The 19,633-nt window shown below is 73.1% G+C and carries 16 protein-coding genes; 5 read left to right on the top strand and 11 right to left on the bottom strand.

The genetic code is table 11. The features are described 5' to 3' along the window. Window positions 1-179 precede the first annotated feature (179 nt). Complete coding sequence (locus tag AC0VYN_RS05555; RefSeq protein ID WP_475535026.1) at window positions 180-1,625, top strand: zinc-dependent metalloprotease; 1,446 nt, start codon at window positions 180-182, stop codon at window positions 1,623-1,625. Then, entirely contained in the window at window positions 1,622-2,137 is a 516-nt protein-coding gene (locus AC0VYN_RS05550; protein WP_475535025.1) for an NUDIX hydrolase, read from the top strand. The genes AC0VYN_RS05555 and AC0VYN_RS05550 overlap by 4 nt, the downstream gene beginning before the upstream one ends. 73 nt (window positions 2,138-2,210) lie before the next feature. Here AC0VYN_RS05550 and AC0VYN_RS05545 read toward each other — a convergent pair whose 3' ends face one another. From AC0VYN_RS05545 to AC0VYN_RS05530, 4 genes are all read right to left on the bottom strand, one after another. Next, window positions 2,211-2,966, bottom strand: coding sequence for an AIM24 family protein (locus AC0VYN_RS05545; protein ID WP_385473074.1), 756 nt, complete (start codon window positions 2,964-2,966; stop codon window positions 2,211-2,213). A gap of 17 nt (window positions 2,967-2,983) precedes the next feature. After that, complete coding sequence (locus tag AC0VYN_RS05540) at window positions 2,984-3,664, bottom strand: AIM24 family protein (protein WP_451690970.1); 681 nt, start codon at window positions 3,662-3,664, stop codon at window positions 2,984-2,986. A 13-nt stretch (window positions 3,665-3,677) separates the two neighbouring features. Next, window positions 3,678-5,384 (bottom strand): TerD family protein, encoded by a 1,707-nt coding sequence (locus AC0VYN_RS05535; RefSeq protein WP_475535024.1) that lies wholly within the window; start codon window positions 5,382-5,384, stop codon window positions 3,678-3,680. A 133-nt stretch (window positions 5,385-5,517) separates the two neighbouring features. Next, complete coding sequence (locus AC0VYN_RS05530; RefSeq protein WP_451690966.1) at window positions 5,518-6,114, bottom strand: M48 metallopeptidase family protein; 597 nt, start codon at window positions 6,112-6,114, stop codon at window positions 5,518-5,520. Between the two features lie 234 nt (window positions 6,115-6,348). On the opposite strand from AC0VYN_RS05530, the gene AC0VYN_RS05525 reads away from it, so the two are divergent. Further along, a complete protein-coding gene (locus tag AC0VYN_RS05525; protein ID WP_475535023.1) occupies window positions 6,349-7,563 on the top strand; it encodes a TOMM precursor leader peptide-binding protein in 1,215 nt (404 codons plus the stop codon). Beyond that, on the top strand, window positions 7,556-8,959 hold the full coding sequence (locus AC0VYN_RS05520; protein ID WP_385473058.1) for an ABC1 kinase family protein: 1,404 nt from the start codon (window positions 7,556-7,558) through the stop codon (window positions 8,957-8,959). Before AC0VYN_RS05525 ends, AC0VYN_RS05520 begins: the two co-directional genes overlap by 8 nt. A gap of 97 nt (window positions 8,960-9,056) precedes the next feature. Here AC0VYN_RS05520 and AC0VYN_RS05515 read toward each other — a convergent pair whose 3' ends face one another. From AC0VYN_RS05515 to AC0VYN_RS05500, 4 genes are all read right to left on the bottom strand, one after another. After that, the gene (locus AC0VYN_RS05515; protein ID WP_385473137.1) at window positions 9,057-9,380 is read right to left on the bottom strand and encodes a hypothetical protein; all 324 of its coding nucleotides are present in this window, start codon (window positions 9,378-9,380) and stop codon (window positions 9,057-9,059) included. Further along, window positions 9,377-9,745 (bottom strand): WhiB family transcriptional regulator, encoded by a 369-nt coding sequence (locus AC0VYN_RS05510; protein WP_385473134.1) that lies wholly within the window; start codon window positions 9,743-9,745, stop codon window positions 9,377-9,379. The genes AC0VYN_RS05515 and AC0VYN_RS05510 overlap by 4 nt, the downstream gene beginning before the upstream one ends. Before the next feature lie 173 nt (window positions 9,746-9,918). Next, window positions 9,919-10,251, bottom strand: a complete 333-nt coding sequence (locus tag AC0VYN_RS05505) for a hypothetical protein (RefSeq protein ID WP_475535022.1) — start codon at window positions 10,249-10,251, stop codon at window positions 9,919-9,921. A gap of 166 nt (window positions 10,252-10,417) precedes the next feature. Beyond that, window positions 10,418-12,616, bottom strand: coding sequence for an ATP-dependent DNA helicase UvrD2 (locus tag AC0VYN_RS05500; protein WP_475535021.1), 2,199 nt, complete (start codon window positions 12,614-12,616; stop codon window positions 10,418-10,420). A 166-nt stretch (window positions 12,617-12,782) separates the two neighbouring features. On the opposite strand from AC0VYN_RS05500, the gene AC0VYN_RS05495 reads away from it, so the two are divergent. After that, window positions 12,783-13,040 (top strand): mycoredoxin, encoded by a 258-nt coding sequence (locus tag AC0VYN_RS05495; RefSeq protein ID WP_109361253.1) that lies wholly within the window; start codon window positions 12,783-12,785, stop codon window positions 13,038-13,040. A gap of 456 nt (window positions 13,041-13,496) precedes the next feature. On the opposite strand, the gene nudC is transcribed toward AC0VYN_RS05495, so the two are convergent. From nudC to AC0VYN_RS05480, 3 genes are all read right to left on the bottom strand, one after another. Next, window positions 13,497-14,441, bottom strand: coding sequence for an NAD(+) diphosphatase (gene nudC, locus AC0VYN_RS05490; protein WP_475535020.1), 945 nt, complete (start codon window positions 14,439-14,441; stop codon window positions 13,497-13,499). A 164-nt stretch (window positions 14,442-14,605) separates the two neighbouring features. After that, a complete protein-coding gene (locus AC0VYN_RS05485; RefSeq protein WP_475535019.1) occupies window positions 14,606-16,018 on the bottom strand; it encodes a dipeptidase in 1,413 nt (470 codons plus the stop codon). A gap of 10 nt (window positions 16,019-16,028) precedes the next feature. Continuing rightward, window positions 16,029-19,565, bottom strand: coding sequence for a UvrD-helicase domain-containing protein (locus tag AC0VYN_RS05480; RefSeq protein WP_475535018.1), 3,537 nt, complete (start codon window positions 19,563-19,565; stop codon window positions 16,029-16,031). Window positions 19,566-19,633: the final 68 nt, after the last annotated feature.

The raw sequence follows: 19,633 nt of genomic DNA, 5'->3' as shown, positions 1-19,633 counted from the left end.
TGGTTGTCTTCAGTACGGGCGCGGGTGACGCGTACGTACCAGGTGGCATCCATCCTGCCGCAGGCCGTCAGCCGGCGAAGCACCGAGGCCCGAACCGCCGCGGGTGTCTACGCTGGGTGGTGATGTCGGGCAGCCGTGCCGCCGGAAAGAACCGGTGGCCCTACCAGCCGAGGAACCCCGTGAGTGACACCCCATTCGGATTCGGCCTTCCGCCGGAGGAGCCGGACGACGGCGACGAAGGCAAGAAGAAGGACCAGCAGAGCGGTGGTGGTCAGGGACCGGCCAACCCGTTCGGTTTCGGGCTGTCCGGAGCCGGTGGCCTGGGAGGCCCCGGTGCGGACAACCCGTTCGCTGCCATGTTCGGTTCCATGAACCCCACCGACCTGGGCGCCGCCTTCCAGCAACTGGGCCAGATGCTCTCCTACGAGGGCGGCCCGGTGAACTGGGACATGGCCAAGCAGATCGCCCGCCAGACGGTCGCCCAGGGCACCCCGGACGGCACGAAGGACGCGAGCGTCGGCCCCACCGAGCGCAGCGCCGTCCAGGAGGCCGTCCGCCTGGCCGACCTGTGGCTGGACGACGCGACCGCCCTGCCCTCGGGCTCGGGCTCCGCGGTGGCCTGGAGCCGCGCGGAGTGGGTCGAGGCGACCCTCCCCGCATGGCGCGAGCTCGTCGACCCGGTCGCGGAGCGTGTCGGGACCGCCATGGGCGACGTGCTGCCGGAGGAGATGCAGGCCATGGCCGGCCCGCTGATCGGCATGATGCGCTCCATGGGCGGTGCCATGTTCGGCACCCAGATCGGGCAGGCCGTCGGTGTGCTCGCCGGCGAGGTCGTCGGCTCCACCGACGTCGGCCTGCCGCTCGGCCCGGCCGGCAAGGCCGCGCTGCTGCCGGCGAACGTCGAGGCGTTCGGCAAGGACCTGGGCGTCCCCCAGGAGGAGGTGCGGCTGTACCTCGCCCTGCGCGAGGCCGCCCACCAGCGTCTGTTCGCGCACGTGCCGTGGCTGCGCTCGCACCTGTTCGGCGCGGTCGACGGCTACGCCCGCGGGATCAAGGTCGACACGGCCAAGCTCGAGGACGTGGTCGGGCAGTTCGACCCGCAGAACCCCGAGCAGCTGCAGGAAGCACTCCAGCAGGGCATGTTCCAGCCGGAGGACACCCCGGAGCAGAAGGCCGCCCTGGCCCGCCTGGAGACGGCTCTGGCGCTCGTCGAGGGCTGGGTGGACGCGGTGGTGCACGCCGCCGCCAAGCCGCGCCTGTCCTCCGCGGACGCGCTGCGCGAGACGCTGCGCCGCCGTCGCGCCTCGGGCGGTCCGGCGGAGCAGACGTTCGCCACGCTGATCGGCCTGGAGCTGCGCCCGCGCCGTCTGCGGGACGCCTCGCGTCTGTGGGCGTCCGTGACGGACGCGCGCGGTGTGGACGGCCGGGACGCCCTGTGGGCCCACCCGGACATGCTGCCGACGGCCACCGACCTGGACGACCCGGACGGCTTCGTGCACCGCGAGCACCTGGACTTCTCCGAGCTGGACAAGATGCTCGGTGAGGCCGCGGGGAAGACCGATCCGACGAAGAAGGACGAGAAGGACCAGGACGAGGCCGACGGAAAGGGCGACGACGCCGAGTGAGCCTCCACGACGACGCGGTCCTGGTCCTCAAGGGCCACGAGGGCCAGGACGAGCTGCGTCAGGTCTACCTGGACCATCTCGCGGCACATCCGGACGGCCTGTGGAAGTCCTGCGCCGACGGGCACGTCACGGCGAGCGCTCTGGTGATCGACCCGTCGCGCGGGCGGGTGCTGCTCACCCTCCACAGGAAGTTGCGCATGTGGCTGCAGATGGGCGGCCACTGCGAGCCGGCCGACGAGACGCTGGCGCTCGCCGCCCTGCGCGAGGGCACGGAGGAGTCGGGCATCGCCGGCCTGACCCTGCTGCCCGGCGGTCCCGTGCGGCTGGACCGCCACCACACGCCCTGTGCCTGGCACCTGGACGTGCAGTACGCGGCGGTGGCTCCGGAGGGGTCCCTGGAGGTCATCAGCGACGAGTCGCTCGACTTGCGCTGGTTCCCGTACCGGGAGGTCGCGGACGTGGCCGACGAGTCGGTCGTGCGCCTGGTGAGGTCCGCCCGCGCGCGGCTCTGAGACGCCGGGCGGCGGTACGGCGAGGGGCGACCGCCCGGGCGGTCGCCCCTCGCCGTACCGCCGGGTCACCCGGTCAGCTCCAGACGTTGCCCTGGTTCTGGCCCCGGGCACCCTGCTGCCCCATGCCGTACTGCGCGGCCAGACCCGATCCGATCTGGGCGTTCTGCGGCGGCAGCAGCTCGCTGGGCTGCACGAGCGCGAAGCCGCTGCCCATGAAGCTGAGCTCCCACCCCTCGCCGGTGGTGCCGCGGCGCCGCCACACCCCGGAGGAGTGCGTCTGCGCCTGCATCTGCACGCGCAGTGCCGTCGACCAGGCGACGATGGCGTCCGCGTCGCAGTTGACGTACTTGTCGGGCGTCACCTGCATCAGCAGCGGGGCGCCCGAGGTCATCAGGGCGACCCTGCCCCGCCCGGTGATGTTGAGCTGGTACTTCCCCGAGCCGGAGATGCCGTACAGGCTGTCGACGGCGATGACCTCGTGGTGCAGGGAGGAGTCCATGGCCAGGACGTAGCTGCTGTCCACGGTGAGACCGTCCTGCTCGACCTCCATCACATGGATGTACTGGGCGAGGTTGGCGAAGTAGACCGTGCCCTGCCCGTGGCAGCGCATCAGGTCCAGGCCCTCACCGGTGTGCGCACGCGCGCGTGACTGGCTGTTGCTCTGGTACTCGGCGTCGAACTCGACGAGGCCCTGGTAGGCGACCATCGTGCCCTTCCGGGCGAGCACGTCGTCGTGGCCGTCCAGGGCGACGCGGAGCATGTGCTTGTTCTGCAGGCTCCAGCGTTCCTGGGTCTGCTGGTCGTTGTACGCGAAAAGCGGGCTCTGCATGATGTTCTGGCTCCCCCTCAGCCCCGGACCCGGAGGCGGTCGGTGCTGTCCTCGCTGGGCTGGACGACGACGATGCCCTGACCGGAGAAGGCCATCTGGTAGGCCTCGCCGCTGCCGCGGCCGATCAGCGACTGCGCCTTGAAGCTGCGCTTGCCCTTCACCTTGAGGTTCGGGGACCAGGCGACGAGCGCGTCGGGGTCGACGTACGTCTCGTCCTCGCCGCCGCCGCAGTCGACGACGATCGGCTTGCCCCGGGAGGTCAGCGCGACCCAGCCCTGGCCGGAGATCTTCGTGTTCCACAGGCCCTGCCCGGCGAACTTCGCCAGTCCCTTGACCCGCTCGACGCCCCAGGTGAGGTGGGCGTCGAAGGCGAGCAGGTTCGTGGCGTTGACGCTGATCCCGTCGCCGTTGAGGTTGATCACGACGACGTTCGCGCCGTAGTCGGCGAGGTAGAGCAGTCCGTCGCCGGAGCACTTCATCAGGGGCGCGCCCTCGCCGGTCATCCAGTCCTTGGCGATCTGGCGCACGGCCGGCGGGTTGGGTTCGTACTGGACGAAGCCCTCGTAGGCGACCATCGAGCCCACGCGCGCGAAGAGGTCGTGCCCGGTCTGCATGGCGACCTTCAGCATGTGGTTGCCGTGGTTCTCCATGCGGGCGGTGACCGGTGCCGGGGCGTAGCCCGCGAGCGGCTGGTTCATGTCGGGCTCTCCCTCAGATCTCGTACGGCTGGACGACGACGAAGTTGCCGGGGGCCGCCCGGAACTGCAGGTTGACGCTCTCGCCCGTGTCACCGGCGTAGGCGTTGCGGCGCATCCGCACCTGGCTGGAGACGACGACCTGGGCGGCGGCCGACCAGGCGACCACGGCGTTGCAGTCGGCGAACGTCGTGGGCGTGACCGGCAGCACCACGGGCACTCCGTGGGTCTTGACGACGATCGTGCCGGTGCCCTGGAACTGCATCGTGAACAGCGCGCCGCCGGGGATGCCGTGCCCCTCGATGCGACGGACCTCGTACTGGAGGCTCTCGTCGAAGGCGAGCACGTTCTCGGCGGAGACGCACACGGCGTCGCCCTGGAGCTCGATGGGGTGGAGCATCGCGGAGTTGTCGGCGAGGAACACCTGTCCCTTGCCCGAGCAGCGCATCAGCTGCATCTCCTGGCCGGTCGCGTTGCCCACGATCCGGCCGGCGAATCCGGCGCCCTTGTAGCTGAAGTCGACCTTGCCCTGGTAGAGCACCATGCTGCCCTGCCGGGCCAGGACGGGCTGCCCTTCGGCGCCGAGGTCCACGCGGACCAGCTTCTTGTTCTGCTGGGTCCAGCGCTGCCCGGTCGCCGTCTCCCGGTACTGCTGGAGCGCGGCGGCCACACCGCGGCCCTGCGGGGCGCCCTGGGGCATGGCCTGCGGCGCGCCCTGGGGGGCGCCGTAGGGTGCCTGCTGCCCGTAGCCGGGGGGCGGCGGAGGCTGCTGGCCGTAGCCGGGCGGCGGGGGCGGGGCCTGGGGGGCCGGGGGCTGCCCGTAACCGGGGGGCGGCGGGGCGGTCTGGCCGGGGACCTGGCCGTACGGCTGCTGGTGGCCGGGCTGGCCGTACGGCGCGGGCGCCGGGGCCGGGGGCGGCACCGGGGAGCCGCCGGACGGGGTGTGCAGGGGCGCGACGATGGTCGGCGCGGCGTGCACGTTGGGCGCGGGCGCCGGGGGCGGCGTGGCTCCGGACGGCGGGGCGAAGCCCTGCGGCGCGGAGGCGGGCGCCGGGGCCGGGGCCGGAGCGGGGGCGGGGGCGGACGCGGGGGCGCCGAAGGCCGGGGGCGCCGAGGCCTGGGCGGGTGGGGCGAAGCCGGGAGCGGCGCCCCCGGCCTGCGGCTGCTGCGGCTGCTGCGGCGCGGGAGCCTCGTCCTCGGCCACCTCGCCGCCGAAGTTTCTCAGCAGGGCCTCGAGACCGCCGTCGAAGCCCTGCCCCACGGCGGCGAAGCGCCACACGTCCTTCAGGTAGAAGTCGCCCAGCATCACCGCACGCTCGGTGGAGAACTCCGACCCGCTGAACGGGTACCGGGCGACCTCCTCGCCGCCCGCCACGATCCGGATGTATCCGGGGCCGACCTGCGACATCTGCCCGGCGCCGTCGATCGTCGCCGTGAAGGACAGCTTCTGGATGTGCGACGGGATCCTGTCCAGGGTGACCCGGAAGGACTCGGTGTCGCCCGCCTGCGCACCCAGGAGCTGGACGGCCTCCTCGGGGGTCTTCGGCTGGTTGAAGAACACGAAGTACCGGTCGTCGGAGAGCCGTTCGTCGGCGTCGAGTCCGAAGCAGCTGATGTCGAAGCTCAGCCCGGGGCCGGAGATCTGCACGCCTACGTACAGATCCGTGCCCGCGGTGAGGTCACTGATCCTGGCCTTGTGGCCGCGTTGGAATTCCCTGGCCATGCGTTACGACCGTCCCCCATCCGGATGCGAGTGCGTCGCGTCAGGCTAACGGCAAACCCTGACACCGGACGATGCCGGTACACACCCGGTACAGAACCCGCGCCCGCCCGTACCGGACCCCTTGCAGGGCCTGTCACTCGCTCCTGGCGCCGGGCACGTGCGGCAGCCGGTCGGCGGCGACCACGCCCTCGAGGTAGCCCCGGGCCCGCTCGGTCCGCGGGTACGCCTCCAGCAGCCGCCAGAAACGGGGGCCGTGCCCGGGGACGAGCAGATGGGCCAGCTCGTGCAGGAGTACGTAGTCGACGACGTACTCGGGCATGCCCTGGAGGCGGTGCGACAGGCGGATGCTGCCCTCGGCCGGGGTGCAGGAGCCCCAGCGCGTGTTCTGGTTGGTGACCCAGCGCACCGAGTCGGGCCGGGCCCGGCCGTCGAAGTACTGGTCCGACAGCCGACGGGCGCGCTCGGCCAGCTCGGTGTCGCCGAGGACGCGCTTGCTCTCCTGCGCGGCCAGCTTGTCCAGCATGACGCCCACCCAGCGCCGCTCCTCCGCCTCGGACATCCGGGCGGGGATCAGCACGACGGTGCGGTCGCCCTCGCGGTACGCGGAGACCGTCCGGCGTCGACGGGTGCTCCTGCGCACCTCGATCGCGCCAGCCCCCGTGCCGCTCGGCGGCGGACTCGTCGGCGTGCGCTGGGGCGCTCCGGCGCGGTGCAGTGGGTCGGCGGACACGCCCCGACGTTACCCGCTGCGCACGGGGAAGTCCCGGCTCCGGGACGGTTCCGCGCCGATCCGCTCGACCGCTTGTACGACGAACACCCACCGCCTGTGGACAACTTTCGACGCCCCGCGGCGATTTTGTGCATGCTGGCAGTCGCCGGCGGACGTGTGACCGGGCCCACAGCCACCACACGGCCCGTCACCGCCGGCGCACGGGGACGTTCGAGGAGTAACGGGGGTTCGGTCATGCATCCGATGGTGAAGCCCGCGCTCAGGCGCGGCTGGCGCGATCTCAACACCGTGCAGTTCGGGATGACGCCGGCGCACGCGCTGACGCTTCGCCCGGTGGACACGGCGACGGGCAGCTTCCTCGAGCTGCTCAACGGCACCCGCGGACCGGCGCTCCTGCGCGAGGAGGGGCGCCGCATGGACCTGCCGGACGGCCATGTCGACCGGCTGGTGGAGCGGCTGGCAGGGGCCGGGCTCCTCGACGACTCCCGGGGCGGCGGGCCGGCCGCCGACGCCCTGCGGGAGAAGAAGGAGGTCCTCGACCGGCTCCGCCCCGACCTCGCGTCCCTGTCCCTGACAACCTCCCGGCCGGGGGACGCGATCCGGCACCTGGCCGCCCGGCGCGCGATGCGGGTGCGGGTGCGGGGCGCGGGCCGGGTGGGCGCCGTGCTGGCCTGCCTGCTGTCGGGCTCCGGCGTCGGCGAGGTCGACGTGCGGGACACCGGACACGTCGAGCCCTGGGACGTCGCCCCGGGCGGGCTGCCCGCCGAGGCCGTCGGCGACCGCCGGGACGAGGCGTCCCGCCGGGCCGTGCGCCGGGCCGCGCCGGACCGGCCGCCGCGCCGCGTCCCGGCGGCTCCGCCGGAGGACGGCGGTCCGGGCTTCTCCCTGGTGGTCCTCGCCCCGCGCGACGACGTTGCGTCGCACACGCCCGACCCGGCCCACGCCGAGTCCCTCATGGCATCGGGCACACCCCACCTGTACGCCGGGGTCGTGGAGGGGACCGGCGTCGTCGGCCCCCTCGTCCTGCCCGGCGAGACGGGCTGCGCCGGCTGTCTGCACGCGGACCGCACCGACCGCGACGCCACCTGGCCGCGGCTGGTCGCCCAGTGGCGCTCCGGCCGGCAGCGCCAGGTGCCGCCCTGCGACCTGACGCTGGCCACTACCGTCGCCGGACTGGCGGCGGCCCACACCCTCGCCTTTCTCGACGGCCGCACGCCCTCCAGTGCCGGCGCGCGGTGGGAGGTCTCGCTGCCCGCGCTGCGGTGGCGCGCGCGGCCGGTGCGGCCGCACCCCGCGTGCCCGTGCGGGGCCGCCCGGAAAGGTAAGCAGGAACACACCTTCGGGAACGGGGGCCGGCGCGCGACAATGGCTGGGCAATGGCCGTCAGTCGAAGTACGCCGTGAGGCAGAGGCGGCGCGGCCGGCTGGGACTTGGAGGGCGCATGTCTGATCTTCCCCGGAAGGCGGTCACCCGGACCGCCAAGCTCGCCGCGCTCCCGCTCGGCTTCGCCGGGCGGGCGACGTGGGGACTGGGCAAGCGGATCGTGGGTGAGTCCGCGGAGATCGTCGGACAGCAGCTCCAGCAGCGCACCGCGGAGCAGCTGTTCAAGGTGCTCGGCGAGCTGAAGGGCGGGGCGATGAAGTTCGGGCAGGCCCTGTCCGTCTTCGAGTCGGCGCTGCCGGAGGAGGTCGCCGGTCCCTACCGGGCCGCGCTGACCAAGCTCCAGGAGGCCGCGCCCCCGATGCCGACGCGCACGGTGCACTCCGTGCTCGCGCAGCGGCTCGGCGAGGACTGGCCCGGCCTGTTCCTGGAGTTCGAGGACAAGCCCGCCGCGGCGGCCTCGATCGGCCAGGTGCACCGGGCGGTGTGGCACGACGGCCGTGAGGTGGCCGTCAAGGTGCAGTACCCGGGCGCCGGCGAGGCCCTGCTGTCCGACCTGAACCAGCTCAGCCGCTTCGCCCGCCTCCTGGGCCCGCTCGTGCCGGGCATGGACATCAAGCCACTGATCACGGAGTTGAAGGACCGGGTCTCGGAGGAGCTGGACTACGACCTGGAGGCGCAGGCGCAGCGCGCCCACGCCGAGGAGTTCGCGGACGACCCGGACATCGTGGTGCCGGACGTGGTCCACGAGTGCGAGCAGGTCCTGATCACCGAGTGGATCGACGGCATCCCGCTGTCGGAGGTCATCGCGGACGGCACGCCGGAGCAGCGGAACCGGGCCGGCCAGCTCCTGGCCCACTTCCTGTTCTCGGGTCCGGCCCGCACCGGTCTGCTGCACGCCGACCCGCACCCGGGCAACTTCCGGTTGCTGCCCGGCGGGCCGGAGGGCGAGGACGACTGGCGGCTGGGTGTGCTGGACTTCGGCACGGTCGACCGCCTCCCGGGCGGACTGCCGGAGCCCATCGGCGAGGCGCTGCGGATGACGCTGGACGGCTCGGCGGAGGCCGTCTACGAGATGCTCCGCGCGGAGGGCTTCGTCAAGGAGTCGATAGAGCTGGATCCCGACGCCGTCCTCGACTATCTCCTGCCGATCATCGAGCCGGCCCGGGTCGACGAGTTCACCTTCACCCGCGGCTGGATGCGCAGCCAGGCGGCCCGGATCGCCGACCCCCGCTCCCCCGCCTACCAGCTGGCCAAGCAGCTCAATCTGCCCCCGGCCTATCTGCTGATCCACCGCGTGACGCTGAGCACCATCGGCGTGCTGTGCCAGCTGGGCGCGACGGTGCGCCTGCGTGCGGAGCTGGAGGAGTGGCTGGCGGGCTTCGTCCCCGAGGACGAGGTCGCGGACGACGCCGTGTATGACGACTCCGGGGACGAGATCGAGGAGGCCGCGGCGGAGGCGTGAGCCGACGCCCGTGGGGGGCCGGTCCGTCGGACGGACCGGCCCCCCACGGGGAAGGCTTCGCCTCCAGGACGGAGGCCACCGCTTCGGGTGTGGTCGGTTACTGCATGACCGCCATGGCGAGCGCGCGCCGGGCGCGCATCGAGGCGCGCTCGGCCCGGCGGTGCATCCGGCGGGCGGTCGCCAGACGCATGGCCCGGCGTTCCCGCTCGGCCTCATGCAGGCGCTCGTGCATATGCGCACGCGCCAGGGCTTCTGGGATGAGTTGCATTTCGCGGGTCCTGTTCTGACGCGAGTCCTTCGCGTCACTGGTGGTGAAGTCTTCAGGCGCGGTGCCTGCGATCTCGTCGGTGGACGGCTTCATCGGGGCCTGCTTCTTGGGGTCGTGCGTGAGGGGGCGATCGATCGTTCCGGTGATGTTCATGCCGTGACCGGGTTCTTGCGCGGGCGACCACGCGGCCGCTTCCGGGCGACGACGACCCCCTGGACGAACAGCTCGCCACCCCAGACGCCCCAGGGCTCACGCCGCTCCTTGGCACCGGCGAGGCAGGCCTCGACCAGCGGGCAGGTACGGCAGAGGGACTTGGCGTACTCGACGTCCGCCGGCGACTCCGCGAAGAAGACCTCCGGGTCGAAGGAACGGCAGGGGACGGGTACGCCGAGGTTCTCGATGGCGTCGTCGAGCGCGGTGAGCGCGGTGAGCGGGATCAAGGTGGGGTCCTCCGTGGAGCCGGGCTTGGGGATCGTGTCGGAAGGCGGTACGGACGGGGCGTGCGCTTCGAGTTGCACGGGTGGTCTTCCTCGTCTGATCGTTCCGGCCGGTCGGCCGGTTGCGGCTTGGTACCGGGTTCTTTTCTTGTCCCGAGGCGCCTTCGCGCTGTCTTCCCCGTTCGGGGAAAACAGAAGGGCCGCGGATCCCGGGTGGGGTTCCGCGGCCCTGAAGGCGCCGGCCTGATCGAAGATCAGGCTGGATCACTCCAGGGTTCTGGCCCACGGAAGGCCCACATCAGGTGGTGCTGCGTCGTCTGCTTCCGGAATCCGGCACCGGCCGCCGTAAAGGCATAGGCCTGAGCCTGTGCCGCTACTGCTGCTTCCAGTGCCTCGGTCGGTCGCTCATCGCGCTCACGGACGGGAAGGCCCGCGGGGGCGACGGAGGCGGACGCCGGACGCACGGCACGAATGCCGGACAGACCGGTGCCCGGGTTGGAAACGCCGAGCATGCGCAGGGAGACGGCCGAGCGATCGGTCAGTTTGGCGGTGGAACCGGCGGTGGTGCTGATGTTGATGCTGATCACTGGACTCGCCTCCTCTCGGCGTCTCGGGGGGACCGGTGTGACCCGGTCCACGGATATGCAAGTACAACACGGACCCAGGGCCTCCGGGAAGGCCGCTGTTCTCCGTGACCAAGAACCTATGGGGATTCCCGGGGCATGCGCAAACTTTTTTTTCGACGAGTTGAAATCAGTCTCCGCCGTCAAGCCCGGCGACCTCCCGGCCTGCGCAGATGGCCAGAACGTCGGCTCCGTAGCGGTTGAACTTGCGTACCCCGACGCCCGGGATCCTCGCCAGCTCGTGCTCGTCCTCCGGCACGGACTCGGCGATCGCCATCAGCGTCTTGTCGGTGAAGACGCAGAACGCGGGCTGTCCGCTGCGCCCCGCCTGGACCTCCCGCCACTCGCGCAGCCGCTCGTAGACGCCCTCGTCCATGTCGGACGGGCAGTCCTCGCAGCGCATCAACTTCATCTCGCCGGCCTCGGTGAGCGTGCGCCCGCAGACCCGGCAGCGGGCCGGGGTCCGCTGGGTCCGCCGCGGCGCCACGACCGTGGTGCCGCGCCCGGCGCCGCGCTCCACACCGCCCGGGCCGCCGGCGGACGTGCGGGCGCCGGCCGGGGCCGAGCCGGACCTCAGCCCCTTGAGGAAGCGGCTGGGGCGGCGGTTCGGGCGGCCGCCGGGCGAGCGGGCGAGCGCCCAGGAGACGTGCAGGCGCTCCCGCGCGCGGGTGACGCCGACGTAGAGGAGGCGGCGTTCCTCCTCGATCTGCTCGTCGGTCTTTGCGTAGGTGATCGGCATCATGCCCTCGGCGACGCCCACCAGGAAGACGGCGTCCCACTCCAGGCCCTTGGCCGAGTGCAGCGAGGCGAGGGTGACGCCCTGCACCGTCGGCGGGTGCTGGGCACCCGCCCGCTCGTCCAGTTCCGCGACGAGGTCGCCCAGGGTGGCACCCGTCCGGGCGGCGGCGAAGTCGTGGGCCAGGGAGACCAGGGCCGCCAGCGACTCCCAGCTCTCCCGGACGGCGCCGGACCCCGCCGGGGGCTGGGGCGTCCAGCCCTCCCCCGACAGCACGGCACGCACCTGGGACGGCAGGTCGACGGCGTCGTCGAGGAGACGGTCGTTGCCGCCGAAGCGTGCGGCGGCCCGCAGGGCGCTGCCGGCCCTGCGCACCTCGGGACGGTCGAAGAAGCGCTCCGCCCCGCGCAGCTGGTAGGGGACTCCGGCGTCGGCGAGGGCCTGTTCGTAGGTCTCGGACTGCGAGTTCGTACGGAACAGCACCGCGATCTCGGCGGCGGGGACGCCCGAGTCGATGAGTTCGCGGATGCGGCGGGCGGCTCCCTCGGCCTCGGCCGGTTCGTCGGTGTACTCGGCGTAGACGGGCTCGGGGCCCGCGGGGCGCTGGGAGACCAGCTCCAGGCGGTGGTCGGCGGCCCGGCCGCGGGCCTGGGCGAGCAGTCCGTTGGCGAGGTGGACCACCTGGGGGGTGGAGCGGTAGTCGCGGACCAGCTTGACGACGGTGGCGTGGGGGTGCCGGCTGCGGAAGTCGAGCAGATGGTCGGGGGTTGCTCCCGTGAACGAGTAGATCGTCTGGCTGGCGTCACCGACCACGCACACGTCGTCGCGGTCGCCGAGCCACAGCTCCAGCAGGCGCTGCTGGAGGGGGCTGACGTCCTGGTACTCGTCGACCACGAAGTGCTGGTACTGGGCGCGGACCTGCTCGGCGACGTCGTGCCGGTCCTGCAGGACGGCCACCGTGAGCAGCAGCACGTCCTCGAAGTCGATGACGCCGCGCCCCCGCTTGAGGTCCTCGTACGCGGAGTACAACTGGGCGATCTCCGCGGCGTCGCGAGGCGCCTCGCGGCCGGCCTTGGCCGCGGCCGGGGCGTAGTCGGCGGGGACGGTCTGGGTGACCTTCGCCCACTCGATCTCGGCGGTGACGTCGCGCAGCTCACCCCGGTCGAGCCGGAGGTGGCAGGCGGCGGCCGCGTCGGCGACGAGCTGGATCTTGCGGTCGACGAGCCGGGGCAGGGAACCACCGATCGCTTTCGGCCAGAAGTACTGGAGCTGCCGCAGCGCCGCCGAGTGGAAGGTGCGGGCCTGGACGCCGGCCGCGCCGAGCTGACGGAGCCGGCCGCGCATCTCCCCGGCGGCGCGGTTGGTGAAGGTGACGGCGAGCACGCTGGACGGCTGGAGGATCCCGGCGCGCACCCCGTAGGCGATGCGGTGGGTGATCGCCCGGGTCTTGCCGGTCCCGGCGCCGGCCAGCACGCACACCGGACCGCGCAGGGCGGTGGCCACCTCGCGCTGCTCGGGGTCGAGCCCTTCGAGCACCGCGTCGGCCGAGTCCGGTACCTGCGGGAAAAGGGTGGAGTGCGTTGCTGCTGTCACAACGCCATGCTGCCAGGTCGGGCGGGACGGGTGCGTCGGCCGTCCACAGGCACGCACCGACAGTCGTACTGATGCGACCGGCGTCACGCGCCGGGAATGGCGGGGCGACCACGGACGTTCACCCTCTGCGACCTCATCCCCGAGCCGCCGAAGGAGCGCGAGAGACATGCCGGGCACTGTGACGATGTACAGCACCACGTGGTGCGGCTACTGCCGCCGGCTGAAGAGCCAGATGGACCGCGAGGGCATCGCGTACACCGAGATCAACATCGAGCAGGACCCGGATTCCGCCGCGTTCGTGGAGAAGGCGAATGGCGGAAACCAGACGGTTCCGACCGTTCAGGTAGTTCCCTCCAGTGGTGGCACTGAGGTCGTGATGACGAACCCGAGCCTTGCCCAGGTGAAGCAGGCACTCGGCGTCTGACCCTTGCGAGACGCAGCCCCCGACCGGCCTGACGCCGATCGGGGGTTTTGTGCGCCCCGGGGAGACCGTAGCGGCAGGACCAAGGCCCGCCCCCGGCAACCACCGCTGTAGATGCGAGGCCGTCTCCTGAACGCTCCCTGCACAGGGCGCAGAGAGACTGAGCGTTCCACCTGGTGGCCGTCACCGACAGAATTGTCCCCGGCGTCGGATGGAGGACGACCGCGGGCCGGGCGTAGGGAGCGAGAGCGGGGACTGCGGCGAGAATGGCCTCGGCGGACGGCCTGTTCGAGTACGGCAGCACGATCGAACGGTACACGGCCCCCAGAGGCATCGATCCAGGTCGACGAGCTCACCATTCAGCGTTGAAGCCCCGGCCGAGCGACCGGTACATGGGTGAGGGGCGGGCCCGCCCGCGTGGGGAGGGCCCGCCCCTCACACCTGTGCCGCGGTGCCGCCTCAGACGAGGCCGCGGGTCGGCAGCGGCTTGCCGTACCAGAGCTCGATCAGGCGGGCCGCGATCGAGATGCCGTAGGGCGGGAGCACCTCGCCGGACTCGAAGGCGGCGCCCAGCTCGTCGCGGGAGAACCAGCGGGCCTCGTGGATCTCGTCGCCGTCGACGTCGATCTCCGTCGAGGTGGCGCGGGCCATGAAGCCCAGCATGAGGCTGGACGGGAAGGGCCAGGGCTGGCTGGCGACGTACTCGACGGGGCCGACGGCGATGCCGACCTCCTCGTGGACCTCGCGGCGCACCGACTGCTCGATGGACTCGCCGGGCTCCACGAAACCGGCGAGCGTCGAGAAGCGGCCCTCGGGCCAGTGCATCTGGCGGCCGAGCAGGATGCGGTCGTCCGCGTCGGTGACCGCCATGATCACGGCGGGGTCGGTCCGCGGGTAGTGCTCGGCGCCGCAGGCGGGGCAGCGGCGGATGTGGCCGGCCGCGGCGATGACGGTGCGCTCGCCGCAGCGGGAGCAGAACCGGTGCAGGCGCTGCCAGTTCTCCAGGGCGACGGCGTGGACCATCAGACCCGCGTCGCGGGGCGACAGGAGCAGGCCCGCCTCGCGCAGCCCGGCCGGGCGCGCGGACTGGTCCATGCGGCCGGGCAGAGAGTCCTTCTGGAGGGCGAAGTAGCTGACGCCGTCCTCGTCGGTGCCCAGGAAGTACCGGTGCGCCTCGGTGAGCGGCGCCTCGAAGGAGGGGGTCATGACGATTTCGGTGCGTCCGTCGGGCACCTCGTCGATGAGGACCTGACCGCCGGAGACCACGAAGCAGCGCGTCGAGGGGTGGCTCCACGCCGCCGCGAGCCAGGCCTCGTCGAGCCGGTGGTGGGCGGCTCGGTCGACGCCGCTCGGGGCGGTGAGCGAGATGGGACGGTCGGCGGTGTGGTCGGTCCAGGTGGTCACGGGTGCTTCCAACTCCCCCGGTGGGCGGGTGTGGTTCGGCAGGCGGTTCAGCGGGTGGTACGGCGCGTGGCGAGCGGGTCCGGTGGGACCGGCGGTGCGGGCGGCCCTGTCGGTGCCGCCCGCACGCGATGCCGGTCCGGACCCGCGCCGGTCGGGGCGGGGGCTCAGGGCGCGTGGCGCCAGTGCTCCGCCAGGTCGCCCCACAGGTGGGCGGATGTCTCGACACCCTTGAGGAGCAGGTCGAGCTCGACCTTCTCGTCGGGGGCGTGCCAGCCGTCGGAGGGGACGGAGATGCCGAGGAAGAGCACCGGTGCGCCGAGGACCTCCTGGAGGTCGGCGGCCGGCCCGGAGCCGCCTTCGCGGGTGAAGCGGACCGGTTTCCCGAAGGCCCGGCCCATGGCGCGGACCACGGATTGCAGTGCCGGGTGGTCCAGCGGCGTCAGGCAGGGGCGCGTGGCCGAGCCGAAGGTGATCTCCCAGCGGATGCCGTCCGGCACCTGCTCGGCGGCCCACGCGCGGACGGCCTTCTCGACGTGGTCGGGGTCCTGGCCCGCGACCAGGCGGAAGGAGAGCTTCACCATGGCGGAGGACGGGATGATCGTCTTGCTGCCCGGGCCCTGGTAGCCGCCGCCGATGCCGTTGACCTCGGCGGTGGGGCGGGCCCAGATGCGCTCCAGGGTGGTGTGGCCGGCCTCGCCGTGGGCGGCGTAGGACTTGGCCGTGCGCAGCCACTGCCGCTCGTCGAAGGGCAGCTCGGCGAAGAGGTCGCGTTCGCGCTCGGTGAGTTCGACGACGCCGTCGTAGAAGCCGGGGACCGCCACGCGCGCGTGCTCGTCGTGCAGGGCTGCCACCAGGCGGGCGGCGGCCGTGGCCGGGTTGGGGACCGCACCGCCGAAGGAGCCCGAGTGGATGTCCTGGTCGGGTCCGTGCAGCCGGATCTCGCACTCGGCGAGGCCGCGCATGCCGGTGCACACGGTGGGGGTGTCCTCGGACCACATGCCGGTGTCGGAGACGATCACCGCGTCGGCGGCGAGCCGCTCGGTGTGCTCCTCCACCAGCGCGCGGAAGTGCGGGGAGCCGGACTCCTCCTCGCCCTCGATCAGCAGTTTGAGGTTCACCGCCGGTGCGGTGCGGCCGGTGGCGGCGAGGTGGGCGCGGACGCCGAGTGTGTGGAAGAACACCTGGCCCTTGTCGTCGGCCGCCCCGCGCGCGTAGAGGCGGTTGTCGCGGACGACGGGCTCGAAGGGGTCGCTGTGCCAGCCGTCCTCGCGGGCCGCGGGCTGTACGTCGTGGTGGCCGTAGACGAGGACCGTCGGTGCCGCGGGGTCGCCGGAGGGCCATTCGGCGAAGACGGCCGGGGCGCCCGCGGTGGGCCAGACCTCGGCGGTCGGGAAGCCGGTCTCCTTCAGCTTGGCGGCGAGCCAGTCGGCGCTGCGGCGTACGTCGGTCGCGTGGTCGGGCTGGGCCGACACGGACGGGATGCGCAGCCACTCGGCGAGGTCGTCGAGGAAGGCGGCGCGGTGCCGCTCGATGTACGTACGGACGGCGCTGACGGCGTTGTCAACGGGGTGGCTCATACTCACGAGCCTATCGGCCCGCGCGGACACCCCGACCGTGCGGTTCGTCACCGACCGGTTCGCCGAGCAGCAGGCGTTCCAGTGCGGCACGGTCCGGCAGGCCGTCGGGCCGTACGGCCTCGCCGCTGCGTACGTACAGGAAGGTGGCCGTCACCGATTCCAGCGGCACGCGCTGCTGCTCGGCCCAGGCGAGGCGGTACACGGCGAGCTGGAGCGGGTCGGCGGTGCCGTCGCGGCCGGTCTTCCAGTCGACGATCTCATAGGTCGCCGCGGGGCCCTCGCCCTGCCGGTAGACGGCGTCGATCCGGCCGCGCACGACGCGTCCGGCGAGCGTGAGCTGGAAGGGCGCCTCGACGCGGTACGGGGTGCGGTGCGCGTAGCCGGTGCGTTCGAAGGCGTCCTTGAGGAACTCCAGGTCGCGTTCGTCGGCGATCTCGGCCTCGCTGCCGGGCAGCTCCTCCGGCTCCAGCATCGGCAGCGTCAGCGCTTCGAAGCGGGACTCGATCCAGGCGTGGAAGCGGGTGCCGCGGCGGGCGGCGGGCTGGGGCGGGCGGGGCATGGGCCGGGCCAGCTCCTGGGCGAAGCCGTCGGGGTCGGCGGCCAGGCGCAGCAGCTGGGAGGCGGTCAGTGATGCCGGGAGGTGCACCTCGGTGACGCTCTCGCGGGCGCGCAGCAGCTCGCCGGTGAGGGCGTCCAGGTCGCGGTCCCAGGAGGCGACGGTGCGGGCCTCCTCGGGTGTGAGGCGGGACGCGGTGGTGTCCCGGGGGGCGGGTTCCGGCGGCGGCGCCTGGGGCCGGGGGACGGCGGCGCCGGCGGGCCGCGGCGGCGGTGGCGCCTGGCGCGGGACCGTCGGCCGCGCGGCGGGGCGGTCGGTCGTCCAGGAGTCCCAGCCGGCGGAGTCCTCCGGACGGCCGGGGTCCTCGTCGTCGGGGAAGGGCGCGTCGTCCTCGGTGAGGGGGGCCTCGTCCTCGGGGGGCGGCGGCCAGTCCGGGTCGTCGTAGGTGTCCGGGTCGTGCGTGGCGGCGGGCCGGCCATCGTGCCGGGAGGCGAGGCGGTCGAGGTGGGCGAGGACGGTCTCGGCGGCCGACCGGCGCAGGGCGAGGGCCGTGTCGTCCAGGGGCAGGGGCCAGGCCTGGTCGGCGGTGGCGCGGATCAGGGCCGGGTTCTCCTCGTCCTCGGCGGGTTCGTCCGCCCAGGCCTCGATCTCGCCGTACCCGGCGGCGCAGTGGTCGTAGAGGGCCTGGAGGAAGCCGGACGGTCCGCGCGGCTTCTTCTGGCTGGGGCCCCACCAGTGGCCGGAGCCCAGGAGCAGGGAGCGGGGGCGGGTGAAGGTGACGTAGCCGAGGCGCAGTTCCTCGGTGTGCTGATGTTCCTTCATGGCCTCGTGGAAGGCCTTCAGCCCCCGCGCGTCCCAGGACGCGACGTCGGGCAGGGTGTCGGCGTCGCCGCGCAGTCCGTGCGGCAGCACCTTGCCCTGGGCGGTCCACTTCTCGCGGCCCTGGCCGCTGGGGAAGGTGCCGGTGACCAGGCCGGGGACGGCGACCACGTCCCACTCCAGGCCCTTGGACTTGTGCGCCGTGAGCACCTTGACGGTGTTCTCACCGCCGGGCAGGGCGTTGTCGAGACCCTTCTCGTACTGGGCGGCGGTGCGCAGGAAGCCGAGGAAGGCGAGGAGGGTGGCCTCGCCGTCGCCGGCGGCGAAGGAGGCGGCGACGTCCAGGAAGTTCGACAGGGTCTCGCGGCGGCGGGCGGCCAGGGCGTGCGGGGACGCCGACAGCTCGACCTCCAGACCGGTGGTGGCGAGGACGCGGTGCAGGACGTCCATCAGGGGGTCGGACAGGGCGCGGCGCAGGTCGCGCAGCTCGGTGGCCAGGCGGGCGAAGCGCACGCGCGCGTCCGGCGAGAAGGGCAGCCCGTCGTCGTCACCGGTGCCGTCCAGCGGCGTCTCCAGGAACGTGTCGAGGGCGTCCGCGAGGGAGATCACCTCGGACGGGTCGACGCCCTCGACGGCCTCGGCGAGCCGCCGGTCGGGGTCGTCGTCGCCGTCCACGCGCGCGTGGCTCACGAGCAGCCGGGCCCGGCGTCCCAGGAGGGCGAGGTCGCGGGGGCCGATGCGCCAGCGCGGACCGGTGAGCAGGCGGACCAGGGACGCGTTGGCGCCGGGGTCCTGGAGGACCTCGCAGACGGCGACCAGGTCGGCCACCTCGGGCAGGTGCAGCAGGCCGGACAGGCCCACGACCTCGACGGGGACGTCGCGGGCCACCAACGCGCCCTGGATCTCGGCGAAGTCGGTCGCCGTGCGGCACAGCACGGCGATCTCCCCGGGCGCCTTGCCGGTGCGGACCAGGTGGGCGACGGAGTCGGCGATCCAGTCGATCTCCTCGGCGTGCGTGCGCAGCAGGGCGCAGCGGACCGTGCCGTCGCGTTCGGCGCCGGGGGCGGGGCGCAGGGCCGCCACGCCCGCGTGCATGGCGCGCAGGGGTTCGGCGAGGCCGTTGGCGAGGTCGAGGAGGCGGCCGCCGCTGCGGCGGTTCTCGCTGAGCGCCTGGCGGGCGGCGGGCCGGCCGTCGGCGTGCGCGAAGTGCTCCGGGAAGTCGTCGAGGTTGGCGACGGAGGCGCCGCGCCAGCCGTAGATCGCCTGGCAGGGGTCGCCGACGGCGGTCACGGGGTGGCCGGTGCCGCCGCCGAAGAGGCCCGCGAGCAGGATGCGCTGGGCCACCGAGGTGTCCTGGTACTCGTCGAGCAGCACGACCCGGAACTCGTCGCGCAGGACGCGGCCCACCTCGGGGAGCCCGGCCAGCTGGGCGGACAGGGCGATCTGGTCGCCGAAGTCGAGGAGGTCGCGCTCGCGTTTGGCGGCCCGGTAGCGGATCACCAGATCGGCGAGTTCCCGGCGGGTGGCAGCGGCCTCGGGGACCTTGCGCAGGTCGGCGTTGGTGAGCTTGGCGCCCTCGAGGGTGCCGAGGAGGTCCGCGTCCCAGGTGCGCAGCTCCTCGGGGCGCACGAGGTGTTCGGAGAGCTCGGCGTCCAGGGCGAGGAGGTCGCCGACCAGGTCGGCGAAGGAGCGGGTGAGCGCCGGGTACGGGCCGGGGGCCTCGCGCAGTACGCGCGCGGCCAGCTGGTAGCGGGTGGCGTCGGCGAGCAGGCGGGACGTCGGCTCCAGCCCGAGACGCAGGCCGTGGTCGGTCAGCAGGCGGCCCGCGAAGGCGTGGTACGTGGAGATCACGGGTTCGCCCGGCGGATTGTCCGGGTCGATGACGTCGGGGTCCGTGACGCCGGCCCGGACGAGTGCCTTGCGGACGCGTTCCGCGAGTTCGCCGGCCGCCTTGTTGGTGAAGGTGAGGCCGAGGACCTGCTCGGGGGCCACCTGGCCGGTGCCGACCAGCCACACGACGCGCGCCGCCATCACCGTCGTCTTGCCCGACCCGGCTCCGGCCACGATCACCTGCGGGGCGGGCGGCGCGACGATGCAGGCCGTCTGCTCCGGGGTGAAGGGGATGCCGAGGAGCTCCTTGAGCTGCTCGGGATCGGTGATACGGGCGGGCACGTCGAAGAGGCTAGCGGCGGCCACTGACAGTGGAGGCCCGGTGCACCCCGGGGGTGGGCAGAAGCGCA

This window comes from Streptomyces sp. 63XJN7_1_ISO-PGPR-S23-121 (assembly GCF_056173025.1).
This window is presented reverse-complemented; position numbering and strand designations above follow the sequence as displayed.

Coding starts and splice junctions, on each gene's coding strand:
- AC0VYN_RS05535 (WP_475535024.1), bottom strand. CDS start 5,384: ATGGCCAGGGAATTCCAACGCGGCCACAAGGCCAGGATCAGTGACCTC.
- AC0VYN_RS05495 (WP_109361253.1), top strand. CDS start 12,783: ATGCCGGGCACTGTGACGATGTACAGCACCACGTGGTGCGGCTACTGC.
- AC0VYN_RS05515 (WP_385473137.1), bottom strand. CDS start 9,380: ATGAACATCACCGGAACGATCGATCGCCCCCTCACGCACGACCCCAAG.
- AC0VYN_RS05525 (WP_475535023.1), top strand. CDS start 6,349: ATGCATCCGATGGTGAAGCCCGCGCTCAGGCGCGGCTGGCGCGATCTC.
- AC0VYN_RS05485 (WP_475535019.1), bottom strand. CDS start 16,018: ATGAGCCACCCCGTTGACAACGCCGTCAGCGCCGTCCGTACGTACATC.
- AC0VYN_RS05545 (WP_385473074.1), bottom strand. CDS start 2,966: ATGCAGAGCCCGCTTTTCGCGTACAACGACCAGCAGACCCAGGAACGC.
- AC0VYN_RS05540 (WP_451690970.1), bottom strand. CDS start 3,664: ATGAACCAGCCGCTCGCGGGCTACGCCCCGGCACCGGTCACCGCCCGC.
- AC0VYN_RS05520 (WP_385473058.1), top strand. CDS start 7,556: ATGTCTGATCTTCCCCGGAAGGCGGTCACCCGGACCGCCAAGCTCGCC.